Annotated in this window: 22 protein-coding genes; 12 read left to right on the top strand and 10 right to left on the bottom strand. The window is 72.4% G+C overall.

Translation table 11 applies throughout. From position 1 onward, the window contains the following. Nucleotides 1-41 precede the first annotated feature (41 nt). Nucleotides 42-518 (top strand): MarR family transcriptional regulator, encoded by a 477-nt coding sequence (locus QT196_RS27540; protein ID WP_168481408.1) that lies wholly within the window; start codon nucleotides 42-44, stop codon nucleotides 516-518. A gap of 59 nt (nucleotides 519-577) precedes the next feature. On the opposite strand, the gene QT196_RS27535 is transcribed toward QT196_RS27540, so the two are convergent. Beyond that, entirely contained in the window at nucleotides 578-1,978 is a 1,401-nt protein-coding gene (locus QT196_RS27535; protein WP_290356723.1) for a HAMP domain-containing sensor histidine kinase, read from the bottom strand. Between the two features lie 4 nt (nucleotides 1,979-1,982). Continuing rightward, nucleotides 1,983-2,699 carry a response regulator transcription factor gene (locus QT196_RS27530; protein WP_168481407.1) on the bottom strand — a complete coding sequence of 239 codons (717 nt, stop codon included), beginning with the start codon at nucleotides 2,697-2,699 and terminating at the stop codon, nucleotides 1,983-1,985. Between the two features lie 110 nt (nucleotides 2,700-2,809). On the opposite strand from QT196_RS27530, the gene QT196_RS27525 reads away from it, so the two are divergent. Further along, a complete protein-coding gene (locus QT196_RS27525) occupies nucleotides 2,810-3,520 on the top strand; it encodes a PepSY domain-containing protein (protein WP_290355890.1) in 711 nt (236 codons plus the stop codon). Between the two features lie 426 nt (nucleotides 3,521-3,946). Here the strand turns inward: QT196_RS27525 and meaB are convergent, their stop codons facing one another. Together meaB and QT196_RS27515 are read right to left on the bottom strand one after the other, a co-directional pair. Beyond that, a complete protein-coding gene (gene meaB / locus QT196_RS27520) occupies nucleotides 3,947-4,906 on the bottom strand; it encodes a methylmalonyl Co-A mutase-associated GTPase MeaB (RefSeq protein WP_085922950.1) in 960 nt (319 codons plus the stop codon). A 73-nt stretch (nucleotides 4,907-4,979) separates the two neighbouring features. Continuing rightward, nucleotides 4,980-6,155 carry an acetyl-CoA C-acetyltransferase gene (locus QT196_RS27515; RefSeq protein WP_290356722.1) on the bottom strand — a complete coding sequence of 392 codons (1,176 nt, stop codon included), beginning with the start codon at nucleotides 6,153-6,155 and terminating at the stop codon, nucleotides 4,980-4,982. Nucleotides 6,156-6,328: 173 nt separating this feature from the next. Here QT196_RS27515 and mce point away from each other — a divergent pair, with 173 nt between their 5' ends. From mce to QT196_RS27480, 7 genes are all read left to right on the top strand, one after another. Beyond that, entirely contained in the window at nucleotides 6,329-6,769 is a 441-nt protein-coding gene (gene mce / locus QT196_RS27510; protein WP_168481405.1) for a methylmalonyl-CoA epimerase, read from the top strand. Between the two features lie 208 nt (nucleotides 6,770-6,977). After that, entirely contained in the window at nucleotides 6,978-11,228 is a 4,251-nt protein-coding gene (gene scy / locus QT196_RS27505; RefSeq protein ID WP_290355889.1) for a polarized growth protein Scy, read from the top strand. A 113-nt stretch (nucleotides 11,229-11,341) separates the two neighbouring features. After that, nucleotides 11,342-12,280 carry a cellulose-binding protein gene (locus tag QT196_RS27500; RefSeq protein ID WP_168481403.1) on the top strand — a complete coding sequence of 313 codons (939 nt, stop codon included), beginning with the start codon at nucleotides 11,342-11,344 and terminating at the stop codon, nucleotides 12,278-12,280. 173 nt (nucleotides 12,281-12,453) lie between these two features. Further along, the gene (locus tag QT196_RS27495) at nucleotides 12,454-13,479 is read left to right on the top strand and encodes an ATP-binding cassette domain-containing protein (RefSeq protein WP_168481402.1); all 1,026 of its coding nucleotides are present in this window, start codon (nucleotides 12,454-12,456) and stop codon (nucleotides 13,477-13,479) included. 3 nt (nucleotides 13,480-13,482) lie between these two features. Then, nucleotides 13,483-14,256 (top strand): ABC transporter permease subunit, encoded by a 774-nt coding sequence (locus tag QT196_RS27490; RefSeq protein WP_168481401.1) that lies wholly within the window; start codon nucleotides 13,483-13,485, stop codon nucleotides 14,254-14,256. A 379-nt stretch (nucleotides 14,257-14,635) separates the two neighbouring features. Next, nucleotides 14,636-15,880 carry an ATP-binding cassette domain-containing protein gene (locus QT196_RS27485; RefSeq protein WP_290355888.1) on the top strand — a complete coding sequence of 415 codons (1,245 nt, stop codon included), beginning with the start codon at nucleotides 14,636-14,638 and terminating at the stop codon, nucleotides 15,878-15,880. Between the two features lie 626 nt (nucleotides 15,881-16,506). Continuing rightward, complete coding sequence (locus QT196_RS27480; protein ID WP_168484026.1) at nucleotides 16,507-17,340, top strand: ABC transporter permease subunit; 834 nt, start codon at nucleotides 16,507-16,509, stop codon at nucleotides 17,338-17,340. Nucleotides 17,341-17,352: 12 nt separating this feature from the next. Here the strand turns inward: QT196_RS27480 and QT196_RS27475 are convergent, their stop codons facing one another. After that, nucleotides 17,353-17,670, bottom strand: a complete 318-nt coding sequence (locus QT196_RS27475; protein WP_085922946.1) for an ATP/GTP-binding protein — start codon at nucleotides 17,668-17,670, stop codon at nucleotides 17,353-17,355. 186 nt (nucleotides 17,671-17,856) lie between these two features. Between QT196_RS27475 and QT196_RS27470 the strand changes: the two genes are divergently transcribed. Next, entirely contained in the window at nucleotides 17,857-18,900 is a 1,044-nt protein-coding gene (locus QT196_RS27470; RefSeq protein ID WP_168481399.1) for an LLM class flavin-dependent oxidoreductase, read from the top strand. Between the two features lie 136 nt (nucleotides 18,901-19,036). On the opposite strand, the gene QT196_RS27465 is transcribed toward QT196_RS27470, so the two are convergent. Then, nucleotides 19,037-19,429: an SCO5389 family protein gene (locus QT196_RS27465; RefSeq protein WP_085922944.1), complete on the bottom strand. Its 393-nt coding sequence runs from the start codon at nucleotides 19,427-19,429 to the stop codon at nucleotides 19,037-19,039. A gap of 249 nt (nucleotides 19,430-19,678) precedes the next feature. Between QT196_RS27465 and nucS the strand changes: the two genes are divergently transcribed. Continuing rightward, nucleotides 19,679-20,341, top strand: coding sequence for an endonuclease NucS (nucS, locus tag QT196_RS27460; RefSeq protein ID WP_168481398.1), 663 nt, complete (start codon nucleotides 19,679-19,681; stop codon nucleotides 20,339-20,341). A gap of 107 nt (nucleotides 20,342-20,448) precedes the next feature. Here nucS and QT196_RS27455 read toward each other — a convergent pair whose 3' ends face one another. The 4 genes from QT196_RS27455 to QT196_RS27440 form a co-directional block, all read right to left on the bottom strand. Beyond that, complete coding sequence (locus QT196_RS27455) at nucleotides 20,449-23,046, bottom strand: ATP-binding protein (RefSeq protein ID WP_290355887.1); 2,598 nt, start codon at nucleotides 23,044-23,046, stop codon at nucleotides 20,449-20,451. Nucleotides 23,047-23,427: 381 nt separating this feature from the next. Beyond that, nucleotides 23,428-23,751, bottom strand: coding sequence for an STAS domain-containing protein (locus QT196_RS27450; protein ID WP_042148793.1), 324 nt, complete (start codon nucleotides 23,749-23,751; stop codon nucleotides 23,428-23,430). A 147-nt stretch (nucleotides 23,752-23,898) separates the two neighbouring features. Next, a complete protein-coding gene (locus QT196_RS27445) occupies nucleotides 23,899-24,747 on the bottom strand; it encodes a 3-hydroxyacyl-CoA dehydrogenase family protein (protein WP_168481397.1) in 849 nt (282 codons plus the stop codon). Between the two features lie 155 nt (nucleotides 24,748-24,902). Beyond that, the gene (locus QT196_RS27440) at nucleotides 24,903-25,544 is read right to left on the bottom strand and encodes a TetR/AcrR family transcriptional regulator (RefSeq protein WP_290355886.1); all 642 of its coding nucleotides are present in this window, start codon (nucleotides 25,542-25,544) and stop codon (nucleotides 24,903-24,905) included. Nucleotides 25,545-25,624: 80 nt separating this feature from the next. Between QT196_RS27440 and QT196_RS27435 the strand changes: the two genes are divergently transcribed. Further along, nucleotides 25,625-26,407, top strand: a complete 783-nt coding sequence (locus QT196_RS27435; protein ID WP_290355885.1) for an ATP-binding cassette domain-containing protein — start codon at nucleotides 25,625-25,627, stop codon at nucleotides 26,405-26,407. The last annotated feature ends 1 nt before the right edge of the window (nucleotide 26,408 follow it).

Genomic DNA, 26,408 nt, shown 5'->3' with positions numbered 1-26,408 from the left:
GATTAATTCGATATTCAACTTTTACGGGTAGAATTCACTCCATGACGACCGACAGCGACACCCCCTGGCTGACCGACCAGGAGCAGTGTGCCTGGCGCACCCACCTCGATGTCAGCAGGCTGCTGATGCACCAACTCGAGCGGGATCTGCAACCGTTCGGCCTGACGAACAACGACTACGAGATCCTGGTCAACCTCTCCGAGGCCGAGGACCGACGCCTCCGGATGAGCGACCTGGCAGCCAGCACCCTCCAGTCCAAGAGCCGTCTCTCCCACCAGATCACCCGGATGGAGAACGCCGGGCTGGTGCGCCGGGAGAGTTGCGAGTCGGACCGCCGTGGCCTCTACGCCGTCCTCACCGACGAGGGCTGGGACACCATGCGCCGGGTCGCCCCGCACCATGTCGCCTCGGTCCGCAAGCACTTCATCGACCTCTTCACGTCCGAGGACCTCCAGACGCTGCGCAGCTCGCTCACTCCGGTGGCCGAGCACCTCCGCAAGGAGCGCGGCGGCCTCTGACCGGCCGGCCTCGGCCCCCTGACCGGGCCGGGGCCGCGCCGCCGGGGCCGCGCCGGACGTCAGGCCACCGGCAGCCGCAGCTCGAACACCGAGCCCGTGCGCACCGCCAGCGAACCCCCGTGCCGCACCGCGACATCCCGCGCGATGGCCAGCCCCAGCCCGGCCCCGCCGTCGTCCCGGGCCCGTGCGTCATCGAGCCGGACGAACCGCTCGAAGATCCGCTCCTGCTCACTCTCCGGCACCCCGGGCCCGTCGTCCTCGACCCGCAGCACCGCCCACTCCCCCTCGCGCACCACGGCCACCCGTACGGACGCGACGGCATGCCGCTGCGCGTTGTCCAGCAGATTCCCCAGCACCCGGCCCAACTGGCCACGGGATCCCGCCACTTCCACGCTCGCCAGCTCCCCGGTCCGCACCGGCACCTGGTCCGCGACCCGCTGCGAACTCTCCTCGCGCACCATCGCCGCCAGATCCACCCGGGCCCCGCCCGGCCGCTCCCCCGCGTCCAGCCGGGCCAGCAGCAGCAGATCCGCCGCCAGCCGCTGGAGCCGTACGGTGTCCTCCACCGCGCCCGGCACATCCAGCAACTCCGGGTGCGCCACGCCCACTTCCAGCTGCGTCCGCAGACTCGCGATCGGACTGCGCAGCTCGTGCGAGGCGTCGGCGACGAACCGCCGCTGGCGCTCCACGGCCGACTCCAGCGCCGCCAGCGTCTCGTTGGTCGTCCGGGCCAGCCGGCCGATCTCGTCCTTCGACGACGGCACCGGCACCCGCCGGCTCAGATCCGTGCTCGCCGTGATCGCGGCCATCTCCCCGCGGATCCCCTCCACCGGCCGCAGCGCCCGCCGGGTCACCAGCCAGGTCACCCCCGCCACCACCACGAGCAGCAGCGGCAGCCCCAGCAGCATGGCGTCCCGCACCGACCCGACGGCGTCCTGCTCCGGCGCCAGCGCCGCCCCCGCGCGCACCGTCGCCTGCTCACCGCGGGTGTCCTTGGCCTCCACCACCGCGAACCGGTAGTCGGCTACCGTCCCGTCGACGTCCGCGGTCCCGTCCCGGTACCGGACGTCGTCATCGACCTCACCCGGCTTCAGCGCACGGTCGTCGTCCTCATCGTCCTCGTCCTCCGCCGCCGGCGGCGCGGCGCTCCCCGCCCCCTGCGCGGCGCCCACCCGCTTCCCGTCGACGGCCCGCACGTCCTCACCGACCGCCCGCACCCGCCCGTCCTCGGCGGCGACCACCACCGGATGCTCCTCGCCGTCCGGCAGATCCAGCTTGTCGTACGGCGTCCCCGTCGCGATCTGCGTGGCCACCTCACGCGCCGCGACCTGCGCCTCCAGCCCCGCCTGGTGCTGGAGATTGCCGCGCAGCACCAGCAGCACCGCCGTACCCGCCGCGATCAGCGCCAGGGCCACCACCACGGTCGCCCCGGCCGCCGCCCTGGCCCGTACCGAGCCCAGCACGCTACCCACCGGCCACCAGCCGGTATCCCGCGCCGCGCACCGTCACGATGTGGCCCGCGCCGAGCTTGCGCCGCAGCGCGCTCACGTACACCTCGATGATGTTGACATCGCCCTCATAGGCGAAGTCCCAGACGTGCTCCAGGATCTCCGCCTTGGAGACCACCTCGCCCGCCCGCACCGCCAGCTGCTCCAGCACGGCGAACTCCTTCGTCGTCAGCGTCACCTCGGCGCCGTCCCGCTCGACCCGCCGGGCCCCCTGGTCGATGGCCAGCGCCCCCACCCGCAGCACCGGTGGCGCGGTCCGGCCGCGCCTGCGCAACAGCGCCTTCACCCGCGCCACCAGCACCACATACGAGAACGGCTTGGTCAGATAGTCGTCGGCGCCGGTGTCCAGCCCCTCGGCCTCGTCGTACTCGCCGTCCTTCGCGGTCAGCATCAGAATCGGCACCTCATCACCGGCCGCACGCAGCGCCCCGCAGACGCGGTAGCCGTTCATCCCCGGCAGCATGATGTCCAGCACGACCAGGTCGTAGCTCTCCGCACTCGCCTGATGGAGCCCCGCCAGCCCGTCGTGCACCACATCGACCGCATAGCCCTCGGCCATCAGCCCCTTCGCCAGTGACAGGGCCAGCCGCTTCTCGTCCTCCACGATCAGGAGCCGGTGCGGACGGTGTGCGGCGGGGCCGGGCGGGCGGAACTGCGTGACGTGCGGGTGCATGCGCTCACCATGCCATCCCCTTCCTGAAGCCCCCTTCAGGAGCCTTCAGGTCCCCTTCAGCTTGGTTCCGCCAGTGTGTTGGCACAGCCGATCGCAAGGGGAGAACACACATGAAGCGCCATCTGATCATCGCCACCGCCGCCGCAGCCGCCCTCGTCGCCGGCGGCACGGTCACCGCCGTCGCGGTCAGCGCCGACGGCTCCGGCAGCGCCCGGTCCGGTGCCCCGGTCTCGGCCGGGTCGGCCGCCCACGGCGCGGCTGCCGCCGACTCCGGCACCGCCCACGTACAGGACGGCCGCTCCAGCATCCGTATGCAGGACGACGACGCCAACGGCCAGGAGGACCGCCGCGAGGCCCGCGCCGCCAAGGTCAGCGCGCCGGACGCCGCGGCCGCCGCCCTGAAGGCCGTCCACGGCACCGTCTCCGGCCTCGACCTGGACGCGGACCGGGCCGGCCTGGTCTGGGAGGCGGACGTGCTGGGCAAGGACGGCAAGTGGCACGAGGTCACCCTCGACGCCGGCAATGCGCGGGTGCTCAACCAGCACGTCGACACCGACGAGGACGACGACGCCCAGGAGCGCGCCGCGCTCCAGAACGCCCGCACCGACGCCGCCTCGGCCGCCCGTACCGCCGCCTCGCACGGCACCGTCACCTCCGTCGACCTGGACGACGACGACCGCGGCAAGGCGGTCTGGGAGGTCGAGACGATCACCAAGGACGGCAAGGAGCACCAGCTGCTGGTCGACCCGCAGACCGCCAAGCTGAGCGCCGTTCCGGCGCACTCCGACGACGACAACGACAACGACGGCGCGGACGACTGACCACCCACCGCACCAGGCCCCGCCCACCGTGGGCGGGGCCTTCGGCTGTGGTCACGGCAGCCGTTGCCGTGGGCTGGCCACCGGTTCGCCTACGGCGGGTGGGTGGTGGGGTCGGAGGGGACGCCCGGTAACCCGTCCTCGGCGCGGGCGACGCGGGTCCCAGAAGTTGGAAGCCCCGTTGTTCGCTCCGGGTCCTGCGGGCGGCTCACCGGACATCCCCTCCGCCCTCCGTCCGTGCGCGGCCGTCCCGCCGTACCGATGACCGTTACGGCAAGGCAGCGGCACCTCTTGGCAGGCATCTGGTCCCCGCAGGCCGGGCGCGGGCCGAAACGGATCGGCCGCGCCACGCAGGGGCGCGGGGAACTGCGTGCCCAGCCACAACGCACCCGCAGCCAAAAGAACACCCACCCGCCGATCGGCGGATTCTCAGCCCCCGTTGGTCAGCCCATCAACCAGCTCATCGGCCGCCCGATACGGATCCGTCTCCCCGGCAACGATGCGCTCAGCCAACGCATCGAGCCGCTGATCCCCCCGCAGATCACCGATCCGCTCCCGCAGCGCCGTGACCGCGATCGTCTCGACCTCGTGCGCCGCCCGGGACCGCCGCCGCTGCGCCAGAACGCCGCGCTCCTCCATCCAGGCCCGGTGCTTCTCCAGCGCCTCGACGACCTCGTCGATCCCCTCGGCCCGCGCCGCGACCGTTTTGACGATGGGCGGCCGCCAGTCACCCGGTGTACGGGATTCGCCGAGCCCCAGCATGTGGTTGAGCTCGCGGGCGGTCGCATCGGCCCCGTCGCGGTCCGCCTTGTTGACGACGTAGACGTCGCCGATTTCCAGGATTCCGGCCTTGGCGGCCTGGATGCCGTCGCCCATGCCGGGTGCGAGCAGCACCACGCTCGTGTCGGCCTGGGAGGCGATCTCCACCTCGGACTGGCCGACGCCGACCGTCTCGACGAGGACCACGTCGCAGCCCGCCGCGTCGAGGACGCGGATGGCCTGGGGCGCGGCCCAGGCCAGGCCGCCCAGATGGCCGCGGGTGGCCATGGAGCGGATGTAGACGCCGGGATCGGAGGCGTGTTCGCTCATCCGGACCCGGTCACCGAGCAGCGCGCCGCCGGAGAACGGCGAGGACGGGTCGACGGCGAGGACGCCGACCCGTTTGCCCGTCTTGCGATAGGCCGTCACCAACGCGGAGGTGGTGGTGGACTTGCCCACGCCGGGCGAGCCGGTCAGCCCGACCACATACGCGTTGCCGGTGAGGGGCGCCAGCGCGGCCATCACCTCGCGCAGCTCCGGTGACGCCCCCTCCACGAGGGAGATCAGCCGTGCCACGGCCCTCGGCCGGCCCTGCCGTGCCTGTTCCACCAGCTGGGGGACGTCCACCATCGCCGCTCGGCTCCTTCGGCTCGCTCGTGACGCGAATCGGCGAGCCCGTACGCACCGGCGTACGGGCTCTCGCTTACTTACCCGGTACGCGGATGATCAGCGCGTCGCCCTGGCCGCCGCCACCGCACAGCGCGGCGGCACCCACGCCACCACCCCGCCGGCGCAGCTCCAGCGCGAGATGCAGCACGATCCGGGCGCCGGACATCCCGATCGGGTGACCCAGCGCAATGGCGCCGCCATTGACATTCACCTTTTCCGGGGACACTCCGAGGTCCTTCATCGACTGCACGGCGACGGCCGCGAACGCCTCGTTGATCTCGACCAGGTCAAGATCGTCGACGGCCAGGCCGTCCTTCTTCAGGGCGTGGTTGATGGCGTTGGAGGGCTGGGACTGGAGGGAGTTGTCCGGGCCCGCGACATTGCCGTGCGCGCCGATCTCCGCGATCCATTCCAGGCCGAGTTCCTGGGCCTTGGCCTTGCTCATGACGACGACCGCGGCGGCGCCGTCGGAGATCTGCGAGGAGGTGCCGGCGGTGATCGTGCCGTCCTTGGCGAAGGCCGGGCGGAGCTTGCCGAGCGACTCCGCTGTGGTCTCGCCGCGGATGCCCTCGTCCTGACTGAAGAGGACCGGCTCGCCCTTGCGCTGCGGGATCTCCACGGGGGTGATCTCGGCCTCGAAGAGCCCGTTCTTCTGGGCGGCGGCGGCCCGCTGGTGGGAGCGCGCGGCGATCTCGTCCTGCTCCGGTCGGGCGATACCCAGACGGGTGTTGTGCTTCTCGGTCGACTCGCCCATGGCGATGCCTTCGTGGGCGTCCGTGAGGCCGTCGTGCGCCATCGCGTCGAGCATCTCGACCGCGCCGTACTTGAAGCCCTCACGGGACTTCGGGAGCAGGTGCGGGGCGTTGGTCATGGACTCCTGGCCACCGGCGACGATGACATCGAACTCGCCGGCGCGGATGAGCTGGTCGGCCAGCGCGATGGCGTCGAGACCGGAGAGGCAGACCTTGTTGACGGTCAGCGCGGGGACGTTCATGGGGATTCCGGCCTTGACGGCGGCCTGGCGTGCCGGGATCTGCCCTGCCCCGGCCTGGAGCACCTGGCCCATGATCACGTACTGCACCTGGTCGCCGCCGATGCCCGCCCGGTCGAGTGCCGCCTTGATGGCGACGGCGCCCAGGTCGGCGCCGGAGAAGGTCCGCAGCGATCCCAGGAGCCGGCCCATGGGGGTGCGCGCTCCCGCCACGATCACTGAGGTGCTGCCGTTCGTGCCGTTCGTTGCAGACATGCGGTGCGGCCTTCCTTTGCAGGGAAGTTAACGAGGGTTCCCGTCAATGTACTGAGCGGTACGCGCCGGGTCACCGGCAAGCGGGTGTGATCGCGCGCACGTTGCGTAACCAGCCGTGAGGGCGGTGCACTGGAGCCATGCTGACGCGAATCGACCACATCGGGATCGCCTGTTTCGACCTCGACAAGACTGTCGAGTTCTACCGTGCCACGTATGGCTTCGAGGTGTTCCACACCGAGGTCAACGAGGAGCAGGGGGTCCGGGAAGCCATGCTCAAGATCAATGAAACCTCCGACGGCGGAGCCTCGTATTTGCAGCTCCTGGAGCCCACCCGCGAGGACTCCGCGGTGGGCAAGTGGCTTGCCAAGAACGGCGAGGGGGTGCATCACATCGCCTTCGGCACCGCGGACGTCGACGGCGACTCCGAGGCCATCCGGGGCAAGGGTGTCCGGGTGCTCTACGACGAGCCCAGGACCGGCTCGATGGGCTCCCGGATCACCTTCCTGCACCCCAAGGATTGTCATGGAGTGCTCACCGAACTCGTCACCGCGGCGCCGACCACCTCGACGGAGCACTGACCTTCACCTTCCCCGGCCGGTAGAGTGCAGCTTCGGCCGGGGTAAGGGAGTGGGGCTCGGTCCATACCCTGCCGATGATCTGACACCATTTCTTCGGAAGGGTCAGCTCCGAGGGGCGCGACTCCGGTACGACGTGACGTGTACGGGACGAGCACCCCGCGATCGGAGACGGCCGCCACCATGACCAGGGGACGGATGGGACCGCGCAGTGCGGGGCAACGACCGCTACGAGGCTGACGACCACCTCTCGCAGTTCGAGGCCGAGATGGAGCGGCTGAAGACGGAGCGGGACAAGGCCGTTCAGCACGCCGACGACCTCGGCTATCAGGTCGAGGTGCTGCGCGCCAAGCTCCATGAGGCGCGCCGCAACCTCGCGACCCGCCCTGCCTACGACAACGTCAGTCATCAGGCCGAACAGCTGCTGCGCAACGCGCAGATCCAGGCGGACCAGCTGCGTACCGATGCCGAGCGTGAGCTGCGCGAGGCACGGGCACAGACCCAGCGGCTGCTCCAGGACCAGGCCGAACGGCAGTCCCGGCTGGAGGCCGAGCTGCACGCCGAGGCGGTCACCCGCCGGCAGCGGCTCGACGAGGAGCTCAACGAGCGCCGGCAGACCGTCGAATCGCATGTCAACGAGAACGTCGCCTGGGCCGAACAACTGCGCGCCCGCACGGAGTCGCAGGCCCGCCGGCTCATGGAGGAGTCCCGCAGGGAGGCCGAGCAGGCGCTGGCCGCCGCGCGGACCGAGGCCCAGCGGCTGGCCGAACAGGCCCGGGAGCGGCTCGGCACCGAGGCCACGGAGGCCCGCACCGAAGCGGAAAGCATCCTGCGCCGGGCGCGTACGGACGCCGAGCGGCTGCTGAACGCCGCCTCCAGCCAGGCACAGGAGGCCACCGACCAGGCCGAGCAGCTGCGCACCAGCGTCGGCACCGAGTCGGAGGAGGCCCGCCGGCAGGCCGCGGAGCTGACCCGTACCGCCGAGACCCGCGTCCAGGAGGCGGACAAGGCGCTGCGCGAGGCGCGCGCCGAGGCGGAGAAGCTGGTCGACGAGGCGCAGCAGAGCGCCACCAAGCGGCTGACGGCGGCCGAGTCGGACAACGAGCAGCGCACCCGTACGGCCAAGGCGGAGATCGCCCGGCTGGTCGGTGAGGCCACCAAGGAGGCCGAGGCGCTCAAGGCCGAGGCCGAGCAACTGCGGTCGGACGCCCGCACGGAGGCCGAGCGGCTGGTCGCCGAGGCGCAGGAGACCGCCCGGTCCCAGGTGGCGGAGGACTCCGCGGCCCAGCTGGCGAAGGCCGCACGCAGCGCCGAGGAGGTGCTGACCAAGGCGTCGGAGGACGCCAAGGCCACCACCAAGGCCGCCGCCGAGGAGGCCGAACGGCTGCGCAAGGAGGCCGAGTCCGAGGCGGACCGGCTGCGCGAAGAGGCCCACGACACCGTGGCGCAGCTCAAGGGCGCGGCCAAGGACGACACCAAGGAGTACCGCGCCAAGACCGTCGAACTCCAGGAGGAGGCACGGCGGCTGCGCGGCGAGGCCGAGCAGCTGCGCGCGGACGCGGTCGCCGAGGGCGAGCGGATCCGCGGCGAGGCCCGCCGGGAGGCGGTCCAGCAGATCGAGGAGGCGGCCGGGACCGCCGAGGAGCTGCTGGCGAAGGCCAAGTCCGACGCCGAGGAGACCCGTTCGGGCGCCGTCGCGGAGAGCGAGCGGGTGCGGACGGAGGCCATCGAGCGGGCCTCGGCGCTGCGCCGGCAGGCCGAGGAGGCGCTGGAGCGGTCCCGTTCGGAGGCCGAGGAGCTGCTCACCGAGGGCGCCCAGGCCGCCGAGATGGTGACCACCGAGGCGGAGGCGTCCGCCGCCCGGCTGCGCGAGGAGGCCGAGCGGGCCGCCGAGGAGCGGCGCGCCGAGGCGCAGGACGAACTGGACCGGCTGCACCGCGAGGCGGAGGAGAAGGTCACCGCCGCCGAGCGGTCGCTACGCGACGCCCGCGCGGAGGCGGAGCGGCTGCGCCGGGAGACGCAGGAGGACGCGGCCCGGCTCAAGGCCGAGTCGGCGGAGCGGCGCCGGACGCTTCAGCAGCAGGCCGAGGAAGAGGCCGAGCGGCTGCGTACGGAGGCCGCGTCGGACGCGTCGACGGCGCGGGCCGAGGCCGAGTCGGTGGCCGGCCGGCTGCGCACCGAGGCGTCGGCGGAGGCCGAGCGGCTCAAGACGGAGGCCCAGGAGACCGCGGACCGGGTCCGTGCCGAGGCGGCGACGGCCGCCGAGCGTACGGGTACGGAGGCGGCGCAGGCGCTGGCCGCGGCCCAGGAGGAGGCCGCGCGGCGGCGCCGGGAGGCCGAGCAGCTGCTGGGCGAGGCCCGCGAGGAGGCCCACCAGGAGCGCACCGCGGCGCGCGAGCAGAGCGAGGAGCTGCTGGCGTCGGCCCGTACGCGGGTGGGCGAGGCGCAGGAGGAGGCCCAGCGGCTGGTCGAGGAGGCGGACCGGCGCTCGGGCGAGCTGGTGTCGGCGGCCGAGCAGACCGCGCAGCAGGTGCGGGACTCGGTCGCGGGGCTGCACGAGCAGGCCGGTGAGGAGATCGCCGGGCTGCGTTCGGCGGCCGAGCACGCCGCGGAGCGCACCAGGACCGAGGCACAGGACGAGGCCGACCGGACCCGTAAGGACGCCTACGAGGAGCGGGAGCGCGCCTCGGAGGACGCGGCGCGGGCCCGTGCGGAGGCGCAGGAGGCGACGGAGGCCGCGAAGACCCTCGCGGAGCGGGCGGTTTCCGAGGCCATCGAGGAGGCCGACGGGCTGCGCGCCGAGGCGGCCGGGGTGCTGGACGAGGCCCGCCGGGACGCCAACACGGCGCGGACCGAGGCCGCCGGGCAGGCCGACCAGCTGGTGTCGGAGGCGACCGCCCAGGCCGAGAAGCTGGTGGCGGACGCCACGGCGAAGGCGCAGCAGCTGCGTACCGACGCCTCGGACGCGCTGGCGGCCGGCGAGCAGGACGCGGCGCGGGCCCGTGCGGAGGCGCGGGACGACGCGAACCGGATGCGTTCGGACGCCGCGGAGCAGGCGGACCGGCTGATCACCGAGGCGCGCACCGAGGCCGAACGGATTGTCACCGAGGCCACCGAGCTGACGTCTTCGGCGCAGGACGACGCGGACCGTACGGTCCAGGAGGCCCAGCAGGCCGCCGACCAGCTGCGGGCCGAGGGCGAACAGCAGGCGCACCGTCTGGTGACGGAGGCGACCGAGAAGGCCGAGCGGCTGCGGGCCGAGGCGGCCGAGGTGCTGGAGGAGGCCCGCCGGGACGCGGACCACACCGGCGACGAGGCGCGCAAGGCGGCCAACAAGACGCGTTCGGACGCCGCGGAGCAGGCCGACGAGCTGATGTCGGAGGCCGCGACCGAGGCCGAGCGGCTGCGCACGGAGGCGGCGGAGACCACCGCGGACGCCGAGCGGGACGCGGACCGTACCCGGGCCGACGCCCGGGAGCAGGCGGACCGCATGCTCGCGACGGCCACCGCGGAGGCGGACCGGCTGCGGGCGGAGGCGGCCGAGACGGTCACCGCCGCGCAGGAGCACGCCAACCGCACCCGTAACGAGTCCGCGAAGCTCAAGGAGGACGCCGAGGCGGCCGCCGAGCAGACCCGGACGGAGACCCAGCAGGAAGCGGACCGGCTGCTCGACGAGGCGCGCAAGGACGCCGCCAAGCGCCGCGCGGACGCGGCCGAGCAGGCGGACCAGCTCGTCACCAAGGCCCAGGAGGAGGCGCTCAACGCGGCCACCGCCGCCGAGGAGCAGGCCGACACCATGGTCGGGGCGGCCCGCAAGGAGGCCGAGCGGCTGGTCTCGGAGGCGACGAGCGACGGCAACGCGCGGGTGGAGAAGGCCCGTACGGACGCGAACACGCTGCTGGAGGAGGCCCGCCGGGACGCCACCGGCATCCGGGACCGCGCCGAGGAGCTGCGTCAGCGGATCGAGTCCGAGGTCGAGGAGCTGCACGAGCGGGCCCGCCGGGAGTCGGCGGAGACGATGAAGAACGCCGGCGAGCGGGTCGACAAGCTCATCGCGCAGGCCACCGCCCAGCAGGTCGAGGCCGAGGAGAAGGCCGACCGGATGGTGGCGGACGCGAACAGCGAGGCGAGCAAGGTCCGGATCTCGGCGGTGAAGAAGGCCGAGGGCCTGATCAAGGAGGCCGAGAACAAGAAGGCCGCGGCGGTGCGCGACGCGGAGCGGATGCGCGGCGAGGCCGAGGCGGAGGCCGAGCGGATCGTGGACGAGGGCAAGCGGGAGCTGGAGGTGCTGGTGCGCCGCCGGGAGGACATCAACGCCGAAATCTCCCGCGTCCAGGACGTTCTGGAAGCGCTGGAATCGTTCGAGGCACCCGGCGGGGGCGGGGAAGGCAAGGGAGGCGGCGTGAAGGCGGCCGCGGGAGCGGGGGCAACTCGTTCGAGTGGCAAGCAGTCTGAAGGGTAGCCACTCAAATGAGGGGTCATTCTCCAGATCAAACCGGCAATGACTCGATGACACGCCGTTGTGACCCCTAGGATTCTCCTTATCACCTCACCGGTCTCTTCGACAGGAACCCCATGAGCGACACTTCCTCCCCCTTCGGCTTCGAGCTCGTGCGGCGTGGGTACGACCGCGGTCAGGTGGATGACCGCATTACGAAGCTCGTCGCCGACCGCGACAGCGCGCTGGCCCGCATCACGTCGCTGGAAAAGCGGATCGAGGAGCTGCACCTCGAGACGCAGAACGCCCAGGCGCAGGTCAATGACGCCGAACCGTCCTACGCGGGCCTCGGCGCGCGCGTCGAGAAGATCCTCCGGCTCGCCGAGGAGGAGGCGAAGGATCTGCGCGAGGAGGCCCGCCGCGCCGCCGAGCAGCACCGTGAGCTGGCCGAGTCGGCCGCCCAGCAGGTCCGTAACGACGCCGAGTCGTTCGCCTCCGAGCGCAAGTCGAAGGCCGAGGACGAGGGCGCCCGGATCGTCGAGAAGGCCAAGGGTGAGGCGGCCACCCTGCGCGCCGAGGCGCAGAAGGACGCGCAGTCCAAGCGGGAGGAAGCGGACTCCCTCTTCGAGGAGACCCGTGCCAAGGCCGCGCAGGCCGCCGCGGACTTCGAGACCAACCTCGCCAAGCGCCGTGAGCAGTCCGAGCGCGACCTGGCCTCGCGTCAGGCCAAGGCCGAGAAGCGGCTCGCGGAGATCGAGCACCGCGCCGAGCAGCTCCGCCTGGAGGCCGAGAAGCTGCGTACGGACGCCGAGCGCCGGGCCCGCCAGACGGTGGAGACCGCGCAGCGCCAGGCCGAGGACATCGTGGCGGACGCCAACGCCAAGGCGGACCGGATCCGCAGCGAATCCGAGCGCGAGCTGGCGGCGCTGACGAACCGCCGCGACTCCATCAACGCGCAGCTGACCAACGTCCGCGAGATGCTGGCGACGCTGACCGGTGCCGCCGTGGCCGCGGCCGGCGCCCCCGGCGAGGACGAGACCGCCACCCGCGGCGTCCCCGCCCAGCAGAGCCGCTGACCCTCCCCCAGCTACCGCTGGGAGGTGCCCCCACCCCCGGCAGGTTTCGCACCGTCCGGACCGCGCCCCCGTACCGCCTCTGTGGTGGTGCGGGGGCGCGGTGCGTACGGGGGGTCAGCCGGGCGGCCCCGCCCCGGTGGCAGCGGCCCCCGGGGGCGCCTAGCGTGCCATACATGATCGAGCTCGAGGGGCTGACCAAGCATTACGGCGACAAGGTCGCCGTGGACCACCTCACGTTCACGGTGCGGCCCGGGATGGTCACCGGCTTCCTCGGCCCGAACGGCGCCGGCAAGTCGACGACCATGCGGATGATGCTCGACCTGGACAACCCCACATCGGGGACGGTCCGGATCGACGGCAAGCACTACCGGCAGCTGACCGACCCGCTCACCTACATCGGGGCGCTGCTGGAGGCGAAGGCGGTGCACGGCGGCCGCAGCGCCGCCAACCATCTGCTGTGCCTGGCGCAGAGCAACGGCATCCCCCGCGGCCGGGTCGCCGAGGTGCTGGACACCGTCGGGCTGAGCACGGTCGCCAAGAAGCGCTCCAAGGGCTTCTCGCTCGGGATGAGCCAACGGCTCGGTATCGCCGCGGCGCTGCTCGGCGACCCCCAGGTGCTGCTCTTCGACGAGCCGGTCAACGGGCTCGACCCCGAAGGCATCCACTGGATCCGCAATCTGATGAAGAACCTCGCCGCCCAGGGCCGCACCGTCTTCGTCTCCTCGCATCTGATGAGCGAGATGGCGCTGACCGCCGAGCATCTGATCGTGATCGGGCAGGGCCGGCTGATGGCGGACACCTCGATGAAGGACTTCATTCACCAGAACTCCCGGTCGTACGTCCGGATGCGGTCCCCGCAGCAGGAGAAGCTGCTGGATCTGCTGCACGACGAGGGCATCGACGCGGTGGCCGTCGGCAACGGGTCGCTGGAGATCGACGGAGTGCCCGCCGACCGGCTGGGCGAACTGGCCGCCCGGCATCAGCTCGTGCTGCACGAGCTCAGTCCGCAGCAGGCCTCCCTGGAGGAGGCGTTCATGCGGCTGACGGCGGAGTCGGTGGAGTATCACGCGCACGACGGCGACCCGGTACCGGCGCAGGCCGGGGCCCGGCCACCGGGAGAACCGCAGCCGGCCGGGTCCCGGCCGGGTGAGCCGCAGCCGACCGGCTGGGGCGCGGACTGGCAGAAGAAGAGGAGCTGACGGATGGCGGCGCTCGGGCAGGTCATTCGGTCGGAGTGGACCAAGATCAGGTCGGTGCGGTCCACGGTGTGGACGCTGGGCATCGCCGTGGTCGTCACCATCGGACTGGGCGTGCTGATCTGCACCCTGGCCAACAACGACTTCAGCTCGATGCCGGCCCGGGACCGGCTGACGTTCGACGCCACCAACATCAGCTTCGCCGGCATGGGGCTGGGCCAGCTGGCGATGATCGTCTTCGGGGTGCTGGTGGTCTCGAACGAGTACAGCACCGGCATGATCCGCGCCTCGCTGGCCGCCGTACCGCAGCGCGGCACCTTCCTGTTCTGCAAGCTGCTGGTGGCCACCGCACTGGTCTTCGTCGTCGGCCTCGCCACCAGCTTCATCACGTTCTTCGCGGGACAGGCGGTGCTCGGTGACCTCCGGGCGCACCTCGGCGACCCGGGCGTACTGCGCGCGGTGTTCGGCGGCGGCCTCTATATGACGCTGATCGCGCTGTTCTCGATGGCGGTGGCCACGATGCTGCGCAGCCCGATGCTCTCGCTGGGCATCCTGATGCCGTTCTTCTTCCTGATCTCGAACATTCTCGGAAACGTCTCGGCCACCCGGAAAGTCGGCCGCTACCTGCCGGACCAGGCCGGCTCGAAAATCATGCAGGTCGTCCCGCGGGCCAACGACCAGGTGCCGTACGGCCCGTGGGGCGGGCTCGGCATCATGATCGCCTGGACGGTGGTCGCGCTGATCTGCGGGTTCGTGTTGCTGAAGCGGCGCGATGCGTGACGCTGCGCTGGGCCTTTCGCGTACGTGATGGGGTGCGGCGCCGTTTCGCCTGCGGCGGGCCCTGTCCGCTGCGCGGGGCTGTTGGGGTGCGGTGACGGGCCGGAGGGGCCTGGTGTGTGGACTGCTTCGCTTTACGTCCACACACCAGGCCCCTCCGGCCCGTCCCCTCCCGTTGTGGGTGGGAAGAAGAAGGCTGGTGGGGGTGCTCGTATTTCGTCGTGTGGCCGGGAGATTTGGGCCGTCGGGTGCTGTGGTGGGCTGGGTGGCGAGGGGGCTTTGCATGGGCGATTGACGGGAACCGTCAATGGCCGGATAGCCTCCTAATCCTCACGGGGGTACGAGAGCGCCTCTGCCCCGACCATCTCGCGAGGGGCGGAGAATGATCGAGGCAGTCGGCCTGACGAAGCGCTACGGCGCCAAGACGGCCGTGTACAACCTGTCGTTCCAGGTGCGGCCGGGTACGGTGACCGGCTTCCTGGGGCCCAACGGCTCCGGCAAGTCCACGACGATGCGCATGATTCTGGGTCTGGACGCACCGACCTCGGGGCGGGCCACCATCGCCGGCCGTCCCTTCCGCAGCCTCCCCAACGCGCCCCGCCAGGTGGGCGCACTGCTCGATGCCAAGGCCGTGCACGGCGGGCGCAGCGCGCGTCAGCATCTGCTGTCGCTCGCCCAGGTGTCCGGCATCCCGGCCCGCCGGGTCGACGAGGTGCTCGGTGTGGTCGGTCTCCAGGATGTCGCCGGGCGGCGCTCCAAGGGCTTCTCGCTCGGTATGGGCCAGCGGCTGGGCATCGCCGCGGCGCTGCTCGGCGACCCCCAGGTGCTGCTCTTCGACGAGCCGGTCAACGGGCTCGACCCCGAGGGCATCCTGTGGGTGCGCAATCTGATGAAGCAGCTGGCGAGCGAGGGCCGTACGGTCTTTGTCTCCTCGCATCTGATGAGCGAAATGGCGCTGACCGCCGAGCACTTGATCGTGATCGGCCGGGGTCAGCTGATGGCCGATATGTCCGTGAAGGACTTCATCTCGGCCAACTCCGCCGATTTCGCCCGGGTCCGAACCCCGGACACCGAGCCGGAGCAGCGCGAGAAGCTGACCGCCGCGATCGGTGAGGCGGGCGGGCAGACCGCGCCCGAGCCGGACGGTGCGCTGCGGGTGACCGGGCTGCCGCTCCCCCGCATCAGCGAGCTGGCGCATCAGGCCGACGTCCGGCTGTGGGAGCTGTCGCCGCACCAGGCGTCCCTGGAAGAGGCGTATATGCGGATGACGCAGGGCGTTGTGGACTACCGCTCGACGGCGGACGCGCGGGCCGGCCTCCAGGAGGCCCCCGCCGGGTACGCCCCGCAGGGGTACGCGGGCGGCCCGGGGTTCCCGCCGGGTCAGCCGGGTGTTCCCAGCCAGGTTCCGGCCGGTGTTCCCGGCCAGGGGCAGCCGAATCCGTATGCCCAGCAGGCGCCCGCTCCCGGGCCGGGCTATCCGCCGCCCGCTCAGGGTCACCCGTACGGGGGTCCCGAGCAATACGGTGCGCCTCACCCGTACGGGCTACAGCCCGCCGCGCCGATGCCGCCCGCGGCTCCCGCCGCCCCCGCCGACCTGCCCACGCCCCACCACGAGGACGCCCGATGACCAGCCCTCAGCAGCCGCAGCCCCAGCCGCAGCCTGAGCGCGGACCCCACGACACCGGCGCACACGAGCAGCCGGTGCCGGCCGCGCCGCCGATGCCGCCCGCGGCACCGCCGGCCGCACCGCACCAGCCGCAGGGCGTGCCTCCGCTGACGCCACCCGCCCAGCAGCAGCCCGCCCAGCAGCCGGCACCGGAGCAGCAGCCCGCGCCCGCCAAAGAGGCCGGCACGATGATGCTTCAGGCCCAGGCCGCGCCCGGGCAGCCCGCGCCCGCCAAGGAAGCGGGCACGATGATGCTTCAGGCCCAGGGACAGGGCCCGGCAGCGGCTCAGGGCCAGGCACCCGCCCAGGGCCCGGCTCCCGCTCAGGCCCAGGCGGCCCAGGCCCAGCCCCAGCACGGGCAGGCGCCCGGCCAGGGCCAGGCCCCCGCGCAGCCCGCTCCGGCCAGGGAGGCCGGGACGATGATGCTCCAGGCCCAGCAGTACCCGGAGCCGCGGCCGCTCGCGGCGCACGGGCCGGGCAAGGACGCGGGCACGATGATGCTCCAGACCCCGGTCCAGGCACCCGTGCCCGCCCAGGCTCCCGCGCCGCCCCAGGCCCACGCCCAGCCCCAGGCCCCGCAGCCGCCGATGCAGCAGCAGCCGGTCCAGCCGCACCCCCAGCAGGCCTACGCGGGCGCGGGCGGCTATGTCTCGCCCATCCCGGTGCGCCCCACCCACCTCGGCCATGCGCTGCTCTCCGAGTGGACGAAGATCCGCTCGGTGCGCTCGACGATCTGGACGCTGGGCGTGATGGTCCTGCTCTGCGTCGGCATCGGCCTGCTGGCCGCCCTCGCGGCGGGCTCCGACCGCGAGCTGGACCCGGTGCTCGGCCTCGGCTTCGTCGGCGTCCTGCTCGGCAGCCTGTGCGTGATCACCCTGGGCGTGCTGTCGATCTCGTCCGAGTACGGCACCGGCATGGTCCGTACGACGCTGACCGCCTGCCCCAGCCGGGTCCGGATGCTGACCGCGAAGGCGATCGTCTTCTTCACGCTCGCCCTGGTGATCACGACGGTCGCGACCGGTCTGGTCGCCCTGCTCGACAGCGCGATGCTCAACGGCCCCGCGCCGACCGCCGACCAGTGGCTGCGCGCCACCGTCGGCGCCGGTCTCTACGTCGCCCTGCTCGGTCTGCTGGCGCTGTCCGTCGGCACGCTGCTGCGGCACTCCGCGGGCGCCATCAGCACGATGATGGGCGTGGTGCTGCTGCCGATGCTGCTGGCGCTGTTCCTCCAGGGCGAGAGCCTCAAGGACGTCCAGCAGGCGCTGATCGAGTACTCGGTGCCCAGCGCGCTCGCGACGCTGTACGACATCCCGTTCCTCAGCACCGGCCCGACCGGCTGGACTCCCGTGTGGATCCTCGCCGGGGTGACCGCGGTGACGCTGGGCGGCGCCTACGCCGCCGTCCTTCAGCGCGACGTCTGACGCCGCCAGCCCTCAGTAGCGGGGCGCATTCCGGGACCGCTGGAGCCGCGCGCTCCGGCGGTCCCGTGCGTTCCAGCACGCCTTGTGCCAGTGCCGGCGGTCGTCGACATCGCCGTGCTGCGGCCAGGCGACGACATGCGGCACCCCTGGCGGGATCTCCTGGTCGCAGCCGGGGCAGCGGTAGTGCTTGGCCGCCCCGCCGCCCCCGACCAGCCGGACGACCCAGTCCTCGCCGCGCCATTCCTCGGTACGTTCCAGGCCGTAGCGGTCACCGCCCATGCGGTCGACTGGCTTCGCGCCGCCGTGCTGGCGGTTTCGACGCGGGGACACAGAGCACCTCGGAAAGTCACGGGGTCACGGGATGTCACCAGCGTACGCGGCGCGGTCACGGGCGAACCCCCCTCGGCAGGATTCTGCGATCATCAGGAAATTTGCCGTCAGGCCGTGCCCTTGGCACGTGTCACACGTTGTTGCCTGTAAGGGGGAGTCGCGTCGGCTGCGAGGAGGCAGAGAGCGATGCGCGTTGGGGCTTTCATCCTGGCCGCTCAATTCCCCGGTCAGGGACAGGGGGAAGCACTGCACCGCGCGGTGCGCTCCGCGGAGATCGCGGAGGAGGCCGGACTCGACGATGTCTGGCTCGCGGAACATCACTTCGTACCGTACGGCGTCTGCCCGAACGCGGTGACGCTGGCCGCGCTGCTGCTGGGGCGGACCCGCCGGATCGGTGTCGGGACGGCGGTGAGCGTGCTGCCGACCCAGCATCCGGTGGCGCTCGGTGAGCAGGCGGCGCTGCTGCATCTCACCTCCGACGGGCGGTTCACGCTCGGCGTCGGCCGGGGCGGGCCGTGGGTCGATCTGGAGGTGTTCGGCGCCGGCCTCGCCGCGTACGACCACGGCTTCCCGGAGTCACTCGATCTGCTGATGCGCTGGCTGCGGGAGCCCCGGGTGGGCGCGCAGGGCGAGCGCTACGCATTCCGGGAGGTGGCGGTGGTGCCCCGGCCGGCCGAGGCACTGACCGATCCGGACGAGCCCGGTCCCCCGGGCCCGCCGGTGGTGGTGGCCTGTACCTCCGCCGCGTCGGTCCGTACGGCCGCGGAGCGCGGGCTGCCGATGCTGCTGGGCATGCACTGCGGCGACGAGGAGAAGGCGGAGATGGTCGCGCTGTGGCGGTCGGCCGCCCTGGAGGCCGGCCGGGACGGCGACGAGGTCGCCGCGGCCGCGCATGTCTCGGCGGGCGTGGTGCAGATCGCCGATTCCCGCAGGGCGGCGGCGGAGACCCTCACGAAGGCGATGCCCGGCTGGCTCCAGCAGGGCCTGGGCGCGCATGTGACGGTCGACGGCCGCTATCGCGCCATGCGTGATCCGCTGGCCTATACGGAGCTGCTGTGCGGGCTGCATCCGGTCGGCCCGCCGCAGCTGTGTGCCGACCGGCTGGCGGCGACCTCGGAGCGTACGGGCATCACGCGGTTCGCGCTGCTCGTCGAGGGCTCCGGCGACCTCGCGGCGACGGAGGAGAACGTGCGCCGGCTGGGCGCGGAGGTACTGCCCGAGCTGGGGTGACCGGCCGGGTGCGGCGGCCGGCCTGCGTGTCGTGCGGTGGCGCCGTACTCGGAGGCCGGTGTGCTGTGGGTGGTGCTGCCGCTGGCGCACGGCACGGTGCGTGTCACAACCGTGTGCGCAGCGGCAGCAACTCCGTTCAGCAGTCGCGGAGTTCGGGCGACTGGTTCAGCAGCTGGCCGCGGATCGACGTGAAGCGGGTCAGACGGTCGTCCACCGCCGGGTCGAGCGGGAAGACCGCGACCCGGTGGCAGTTCTGAAAAGCGAGCCGCACACCGAAGTGCCGCTCCAGCGAACCACGGATGGCGTCACTCGCCAGGGCGCGCAGCAGCTGGCCGCGCGCCTGCTCGTCCGGCGGGGGCGTCTGATTGTCGGCGAACTCTCCGCCGTCCACCTTCAGCTGTGCCACCAGAGAGCTGATCATCCCCCATGCGAAGGGCAGGGAGGTCCGGACGCAGTCGACAAATGCGGCTTCGTCGACCTCGCCTCGCTCGGCCTGTTCGAGGAGGGCCGGTGAGACGTCGAGCGACATGAGGTTCTCCTCTCGCGGCCCCGCCGGGACGGACGGGGCCTAGGGACGGGACAAGGGGCTTTGCGACGGAGCGTGTTCGCCTCACAACCCCCCGCTTCAACGGTATGCCGCGCAAGAGGCCCGCACCAGGAGATTGCACATACAACCGGCCATTGGCGCGCGCCGGGGGTGCGGGGATTTCCCCCGTAAAGACACCGTGATCCAGGGCGAATCGCGTTGGTGGCCCCTGGTCGAGTAGCGTGACGCCCCATGCGTCTCGTCATCGCCCGCTGCTCCGTGGACTACGCGGGCCGGCTCACCGCCCATCTTCCTTCCGCCCCTCGCCTCATCCTGGTGAAGGCGGACGGCTCCGTCTCCATTCACGCGGACGACCGGGCCTACAAACCCCTCAACTGGATGTCGCCGCCCTGCACTCTCAAGGAGGGCGACGGCGAGGTGTGGACGGTGGAGAACAAGGGCGGCGAGAAGCTCATCATCACCCTTGAGGAGGTCATGCACGACTCCTCGCACGAGCTCGGTGTCGACCCGGGGCTCATCAAGGACGGTGTGGAGGCCCACCTCCAGGAGCTCCTCGCGGACCGGATCGAAACCCTTGGTGAGGGCTACTCCCTGATTCGGCGTGAATACCCCACTGCCATTGGCCCGGTGGATATCTTGTGCCGGGACGCCGATCACCAGACCGTCGCCGTCGAGATCAAGCGGCGTGGTGAGATCGACGGTGTCGAGCAGCTGACCCGCTACCTCGAACTCCTCAACCGCGACCCGCACTTGGCGCCGGTGAAGGGCATCTTCGCAGCTCAGGAGATCAAGCCGCAGGCACGGGTGCTGGCCACCGACCGCGGTATCGGCTGCGTGGTGCTGGACTACGACGCGCTGCGCGGCATCGAGGACGACAAGCTCCGCCTGTTCTGACCCCGCCCGCCCCCGGAGGGCGGCGCAGCGCAACGGCCCGGCAGTTGACCGGGCCGTTGCGCTGTTCTGTGCCGCGCCGATTCCTGCGGGCCGTCTCCTGCGGGCCGTCAGGCCGCCGGGGCGCTCGCCGTGCCGGAGGAGGTGGCCGTGCCGTCCGACGGGGTACCGCCGGAGGGGGCGGTGCCGGAGGGGGCGGTGCCGGAGGCGCCGCTCGCCGAGGGGCCGGACGCGGACTGCGAGGGGCTCCCGGAGGTCGGCTTACCCGTCGGCTCGGTGGGCGTCGTACCCGACGGCGAGGGCTCGGTCGGCTCGTCCGAAGGCGTCGGGTCGCTCGGCTCGTCCGTCGGCGGATGCGTGGGACGGGTCGGCCGGCCGGTAGGCGTCGTGGGCCGCTCGGTCGGCCGCGTCGGGTCGGCCGTCGGGTCCGGCGATCCGGTGGCGGGATCGCTGGGCGAACCGCTGGCGGAGGGGCTGGTGGCCGAGGGCGACGGGCGGTCCGACTGGCCGGCGGTGCCGGGCCGGGACGTACCGGGGCCGGTAGGCGGCCGGCCGGTGTCCGTGGCGGGCTGCTCGGCCGGCAGGTCGGTGCTCTCGCCGTCGTCCGTGGTCTGTTCCGTGTTGACCTTGTCGTTGTGCGGGTCGTCGCCGCCCGTCGCCCCGATGGTGACGACGGTGCCGAGAACGGCCGCCAGCAGGGCACCGGCGCCCGCGGCGACGGCATTGCGCCGTGCCCCGCCGAACACCCGCCGGACGCCCTTGGAGGCGCCGTCGCCGCTACTGGTGACGGCCGGGACGTCCGTAGTGGTCCCGGCGGTCGCCGCGGCGTTCCGGGCCACGAGCGTCGCCGCCGCGGCCCGCTCGGCACGCGGCTTGTGCAGCTTCGCGGTCGAACCGGTCGAACCGGACAAGGCCGTCGAGGCGGTGTCGAACGGCGTGCCGGGGGCCTTCGAGGTCCCCCGCGGTGCGGCGGCCGTCGGCAGGGCCGTGGTGGCCGCCGCCGCGGAGTCGGCCCGCGTACGGTCGGTGACCAGCGCCAGGGCGCGGCGGCCGGCCACCGCGCCGTTGCGGTCGGAGAGCACCCCGCGCAGCCCGATGGACGCCTCCAGTTCGGCGCGCGCCCGGTCGAGGCTGCCGGTGCACAGGGCCAGCACGCCCAGCTCGTGGTGGAAGTACGCCTCCTCGGCGACCTCACCGGCGAGCCGTGCGGCCTCCTGGCCGTGCCGCAGGCTGCGCTCCCAGGCGCTCCAGTGCAGTGCCGCGGCGAACGCCGGGGCGGCCGTACGGGCCAGCAGGACGGCCGCGCTGGCGTGTCCGCTCTCCCGGCTGCCGGTCAGGACGCCCATCGCGGCCAGCGCCACATCGGACTCGGCGGCGGCCCGCTCGGGGCTCACCGAGGGGTGTCCGGCCCACCAGGCGTAGTGCTGGGCGACGGTGTGCGCCCGGGCGGCGGCGCCGTCCGCGTAGCCGGCCGCCGTCAGCTGGTCCTGGACGGTGGCGGCGAGCCGGTAGTGACCGCCGGCCGGGGTGAGCAGACCGCAGGCAAGCAGCTCGCCGAGGGCGGCGTCGGCATGGGTGTCCTGGGTGAGGGCCGGCAGATGCGCCTGGTGCGGCAGCTCGCCGCCGAGCGCGACGGCGAAGCGCAGGGTCTCCCGGGCGGCTTCGGTCAGCCGCGAGGCGAGCAGCGGGGCGGGGGCGGCGGCCTCGCCGAGCGACGGCAGCACCGCCTCCGGGGTCTCCGCGGGCTCGGCGGCCGGCTCGTCGGCGCCGTCCCCGGGGAAGAGGCCGTAGCCGTCGTCGAGGGCGCCCGGTCCGGCCTGCGCCCGGTCGTGCTGCCGCAGCAGGGCGGCGGCCTGGACGAACCGCAGCGGCAGGCCCTCGGACTCGAACCAGAGGTCGGCGGCCCAGGCCTCCTCGTCGTCGGTGAGCGGCCGGTCCACGGCGCGCTCCAGCAGCCGGCCGCAGCCGCCGCGGCCGATGCCGCCGAGGAAGACCTCTTCGAGGTGCGAGGCGGCGCTGGGGGCCGCGACGTCGGGCGTGGCGGCGATCAGGAAGGCGCATTCGGGGGTGGCGTCGAGCAGCTCGTCGAGCGCGGCGCCGCCGAATTCCAGGTCGTCGAGGACGACGATCGCGCCGATCTCGGCGACCATGCGCAGCATCTCGGGCCGGTCGGGGCGGTGCTGCGGGGCCCGGTAGACGGCGGCGAACAGCGCGTACAGCAGGTCGGCGGAGGTGCGGTGGTAGCCGGAGAGCCGGATGACGCCGTCGGGGGCGAGGTCGGCGCAGGCGGTGGCGACGGCGTCCAGCAGCCGGGTGCGGCCGGAGCCGGAGGGGCCGGTGACGCGGACGGAGCGGCCCCGGGAGAGCAGCCGGACCAGGCGTTCGGTGTCCTCGGTGCGCTCTTCGAGTGCGGTCTCGGGCGCGGCGGTTCCCGGCGGCAGCGGGGGCGCGGCGGCGAGGGCGGCCGCGGCGCGTTCCTCCGCGTCGAGCCGGCCGGGGGCCGCGGGGCGCTCACCGGGCGGGCAGGGCTCTATCTCGCTGCCGTCGACCGGGTTGACGGTGACGAGGTAGGGGCCCGAGACGAGCCGGACGACGCGGGCGCGTTCCGCGGAGCCGCTCTGCGCGCCGCCGAACGCGGGGGCCGGCGGCACGGCAGGGCTGCCCGGCTCGCCGTACTCCTCAGGTCCCCGGTGAGTGTTCGGGTCCATGCTGCAAGCTCCCAGATGCTTCGTTCCGCTCCGCCTCCGCCTCCGCCCGCCGTCCTCGGTCACAGGAGGCGGAGCGGTGTGCCGACTGCGCTTCCGGCCGTCCGCACTCCCCCGGCGCCGGCAGCTCGTCCTCAGGCGTCGCGGCCGGTCCGGTGCCCGCCGCGGATGATGACATACGGGCGGGAACCGAACCTTAGACCTGGAGGGCGGCCCGGTGCACCGCCGGGGGCGGGTCCTGACCGGAACTTCCGGGATTGCGCGGTATCGCGCTGTTTACGACATTTCCGTCGCACAGTTCTGCATTCTTCGGACTCTTTGCCCTACGAGCCCGATCACTCCCCGGGCGTCCGTGAGGCCGTCGGGCGGCGCACCGCCCTTGCCTCACACCCGGGGAACCGATTCCGCTTCGATGCCGCCCTCGATCGCGAGGATGCGGTGCAGCCTGGTGGCGACCAGCAGGCGCTGCATCTGGGGCGGCACGCCGCGCAGCACCAGCCTGCGGTTGACCCGGCCGGCGCGACGGTGCGCGCCCATGATCACGCCGAGGCCGGTGGCGTCCCAGGAATCCAGTTCGGTCAGGTCCAGCACGAGGTCGCCCCGACCGGAGTCGACGGCGGCGTGCAGGGCCGTACGGGCGTCCGCCGCGCTGCGGACGTCAAGGCGGCCCCCGACGACCAGCTCGGCGTGGTCGCCCCTGATGTGCATATGCGCTCCCCGATGTCATGGGTGATGAAGCCTGGACGTCTACAGATCTGACTGCCTCTCGTGCGGCGAAGTTGCCGCCTGTAAGCGAACCGATACCGAATTCACCCCACGGGGTGACGCCATCAGGCCGATGGGCCTGACGCGGCATCAGTGCTCGTAGAAGCCCTGCCCACTCTTGCGTCCGATATCGCCCGCATCGACCATCCGACGCATGATCTCCGGCGGGGCGAACTTCTCGTCCTGGGACTCGGTGTAGATGTTGTCGGTGGCGTGCAGCAGGATGTCGATGCCCGTCAGGTCGGCGGTGGCCAGCGGTCCCATCGCATGGCCGAAGCCCAACTTGCAGGCGGTGTCGATGTCCTCAGCGCTGGCCACGCCGGATTCGTAGAGCTTGGCGGCCTCGACGACCAGCGCCGAGATCAGGCGGGTGGTGACGAAGCCGGCCACATCGCGGTTGACGACGACACAGGTCTTGCCGACCGACTCGGCGAACTCCCGGGCGGTGGCGAGGGTTTCGTCGCTGGTCTTGTAACCGCGGACCAGCTCGCACAGCTGCATCATCGGCACCGGCGAGAAGAAGTGCGCGCCGACGACCCGCTCGGGGCGGGAGGTGGCCGCGGCGATCTTGGTGATCGGGATGGCGGAGGTGTTGGAGGCCAGCACCGCCTCGTCCTTGACCAGCTTGTCCAGCGCCTGGAAGATCTCCCGCTTGATCTCGATCCGCTCGAAGACGGCCTCGACGACGATGTCCGCGTCGGCGGCGGCCTCCAGGTCGGTCGAGGTGGTGATGCGGGCCAGCGCCTGCTCGGCGTCGGACGCCGCCAGCTTGCCCTTCGCGACGAACTTCTCGTACGAGGCCTCGATGCCACCCTTGCCCCGGGCCAGCGCCTCGTCCGTCACATCGCGGAGAACCACGTCCCAGCCCGCCTGGGCGGAGACCTGCGCGATACCGGATCCCATGAGTCCGGCGCCGATGACGGCGAGCTTCTTTGCCACTGCTGTCCCCTCACACCCTGTGCATTTGACGGTCCTGGGTGACGTTAGCGGTCGTGAGCGATCCTTTGGAGGGTAAGAGATGCGCGTCACGTCTCAGATGACGGACATCACACCGCCGGGGTGCTTCCGCGGGGCGCGAACCGGACAGTCCGCCGTCAGCCGGCCGCCCGTACGGCGTAGTTGAGGACCTTTTCACCCAGAAGTTCTTCCATCTCGTCGAGCAGGACCAGGGCCTCCCGGGAGACCTCGGCGGGTTTGCGGCCGGCGAACATCTCCTGCGCGATCCACCCCATCAGACTCTGGTGCACCCAGCCGATCTGGCCCGCCATCAGGCCGGGCAGCGGATCGCCGGCCGGGGCTCCGGTCTCCTCCCGGAGGGTTCCCTCCAGGTTGGTGTGGATCTCCTGCTGGAGGTACCAGAGCCGCGCCTTGAGGGTGGGCGCCCCGTCCACCACCCGCATGAACTGGTCGTACCCCTCGATCAGCCCGACCCGCGGTGAGACCGCCTCGACCTCTTCGCGCAGTTCGCGCAGCACGGCGGCGGCCGCGGACTCCCCCGCCGCCCGGCCCCGCACGAAGCGGCAGAGCCGGTCCACGAGGCCCTTGCTCCGGTCGAGGAAGAGGTCCTCCTTGGCCGGGAAGTAGTTGTAGACGGTGTTGACGGAGACCTCGGCGGCCTCGGCGATCTCCGCGATGGTCACCGCGTCGAAGCCGCGCGCCAGGAAGAGGCCGGTGGCCACGTCCGAGATGTACTGGCGGGTCTGCCGCTTCTTCCGCTCCCTGAGCCCCTCTGTCATGCCCTCACCCTATCCCTCGCTGGGTGGATTGCAATTTTGGGGACGTTGCAATTTTTAAGTCCCTCTGTTTTTCTGAGGGCATGCCAGTCCTCAGCACGTCCGGACTCGCCCGGACCTTCACCACCAAGAGCGGCCCCGTAGAGGCCGTCCGCGGTATCGACCTCACCGCCGAACGCGGCGAGATCCTCGGCTTCCTCGGCCCCAACGGCGCCGGCAAGACCACCACCCTTCGGATGCTCACGACCCTGCTCGCGCCGACCGGCGGCACCGCGACCGTCGCCGGGTGCGACCTGGTCCGCGACCCGGCGGGCGTCCGCCGGGCCGCCGGCTACGTCGCCCAGTCCGGCGGCGTCGACCCGAACGTCTCCGTACGGGAGGAGCTGGTCACCCAGGCCCGCCTCTACCGCCTCACCAAGGCCGAAGCCCTGGCCCGTGCCGCGGAGTTGGCCGCCGACCTGGGCCTGGAGGAGCTGCTCGACCGCAGGACCGCGACGCTCTCCGGCGGTCAGCGGCGCCGGCTGGACATCGCGATGGGCCTCACCCACCGCCCCCAGGTGCTGTTCCTCGACGAGCCCACCACCGGGCTCGATCCGGGCAGCCGCGCCGATCTGTGGGAGCTGGTCCGCCGAATCCGCGCCGAGCACGGCACCACCGTCTTCCTGACCACGCACTACCTCGACGAGGCCGATGCCCTCGCCGACCGGCTGGTGATCGTCGACAAGGGCGTGGTGGTCGCGGAGGGCACCCCGGAGGCCCTCAAGTGCGCCCATGCCGGCTCCCCCGACGCCTCCCTCCAGGACACCTTCCTCGCCATCACCGGCGCCGCCCCCGCGCCCCGGGACCAGACCCCCGTCGCCCTCTAGG

It is taken from the genome of Streptomyces sp. P9-2B-2 (assembly GCF_030406865.1).
GTDB lineage: Bacteria > Actinomycetota > Actinomycetes > Streptomycetales > Streptomycetaceae > Streptomyces > Streptomyces platensis.
This window is presented reverse-complemented; position numbering and strand designations above follow the sequence as displayed.

Coding starts and splice junctions, on each gene's coding strand:
- QT196_RS27490 (WP_168481401.1), top strand. CDS start 13,483: ATGGCGGCGCTCGGGCAGGTCATTCGGTCGGAGTGGACCAAGATCAGG.
- QT196_RS27500 (WP_168481403.1), top strand. CDS start 11,342: ATGAGCGACACTTCCTCCCCCTTCGGCTTCGAGCTCGTGCGGCGTGGG.
- QT196_RS27480 (WP_168484026.1), top strand. CDS start 16,507: ATGCAGCAGCAGCCGGTCCAGCCGCACCCCCAGCAGGCCTACGCGGGC.
- QT196_RS27465 (WP_085922944.1), bottom strand. CDS start 19,429: ATGTCGCTCGACGTCTCACCGGCCCTCCTCGAACAGGCCGAGCGAGGC.
- QT196_RS27455 (WP_290355887.1), bottom strand. CDS start 23,046: ATGGACCCGAACACTCACCGGGGACCTGAGGAGTACGGCGAGCCGGGC.
- QT196_RS27450 (WP_042148793.1), bottom strand. CDS start 23,751: ATGCACATCAGGGGCGACCACGCCGAGCTGGTCGTCGGGGGCCGCCTT.
- QT196_RS27530 (WP_168481407.1), bottom strand. CDS start 2,699: ATGCACCCGCACGTCACGCAGTTCCGCCCGCCCGGCCCCGCCGCACAC.
- QT196_RS27470 (WP_168481399.1), top strand. CDS start 17,857: ATGCGCGTTGGGGCTTTCATCCTGGCCGCTCAATTCCCCGGTCAGGGA.
- QT196_RS27435 (WP_290355885.1), top strand. CDS start 25,625: ATGCCAGTCCTCAGCACGTCCGGACTCGCCCGGACCTTCACCACCAAG.
- mce (WP_168481405.1), top strand. CDS start 6,329: ATGCTGACGCGAATCGACCACATCGGGATCGCCTGTTTCGACCTCGAC.
- QT196_RS27525 (WP_290355890.1), top strand. CDS start 2,810: ATGAAGCGCCATCTGATCATCGCCACCGCCGCCGCAGCCGCCCTCGTC.
- nucS (WP_168481398.1), top strand. CDS start 19,679: ATGCGTCTCGTCATCGCCCGCTGCTCCGTGGACTACGCGGGCCGGCTC.
- meaB (WP_085922950.1), bottom strand. CDS start 4,906: ATGGTGGACGTCCCCCAGCTGGTGGAACAGGCACGGCAGGGCCGGCCG.
- QT196_RS27495 (WP_168481402.1), top strand. CDS start 12,454: ATGATCGAGCTCGAGGGGCTGACCAAGCATTACGGCGACAAGGTCGCC.
- QT196_RS27540 (WP_168481408.1), top strand. CDS start 42: ATGACGACCGACAGCGACACCCCCTGGCTGACCGACCAGGAGCAGTGT.
- QT196_RS27440 (WP_290355886.1), bottom strand. CDS start 25,544: ATGACAGAGGGGCTCAGGGAGCGGAAGAAGCGGCAGACCCGCCAGTAC.
- QT196_RS27485 (WP_290355888.1), top strand. CDS start 14,636: ATGATCGAGGCAGTCGGCCTGACGAAGCGCTACGGCGCCAAGACGGCC.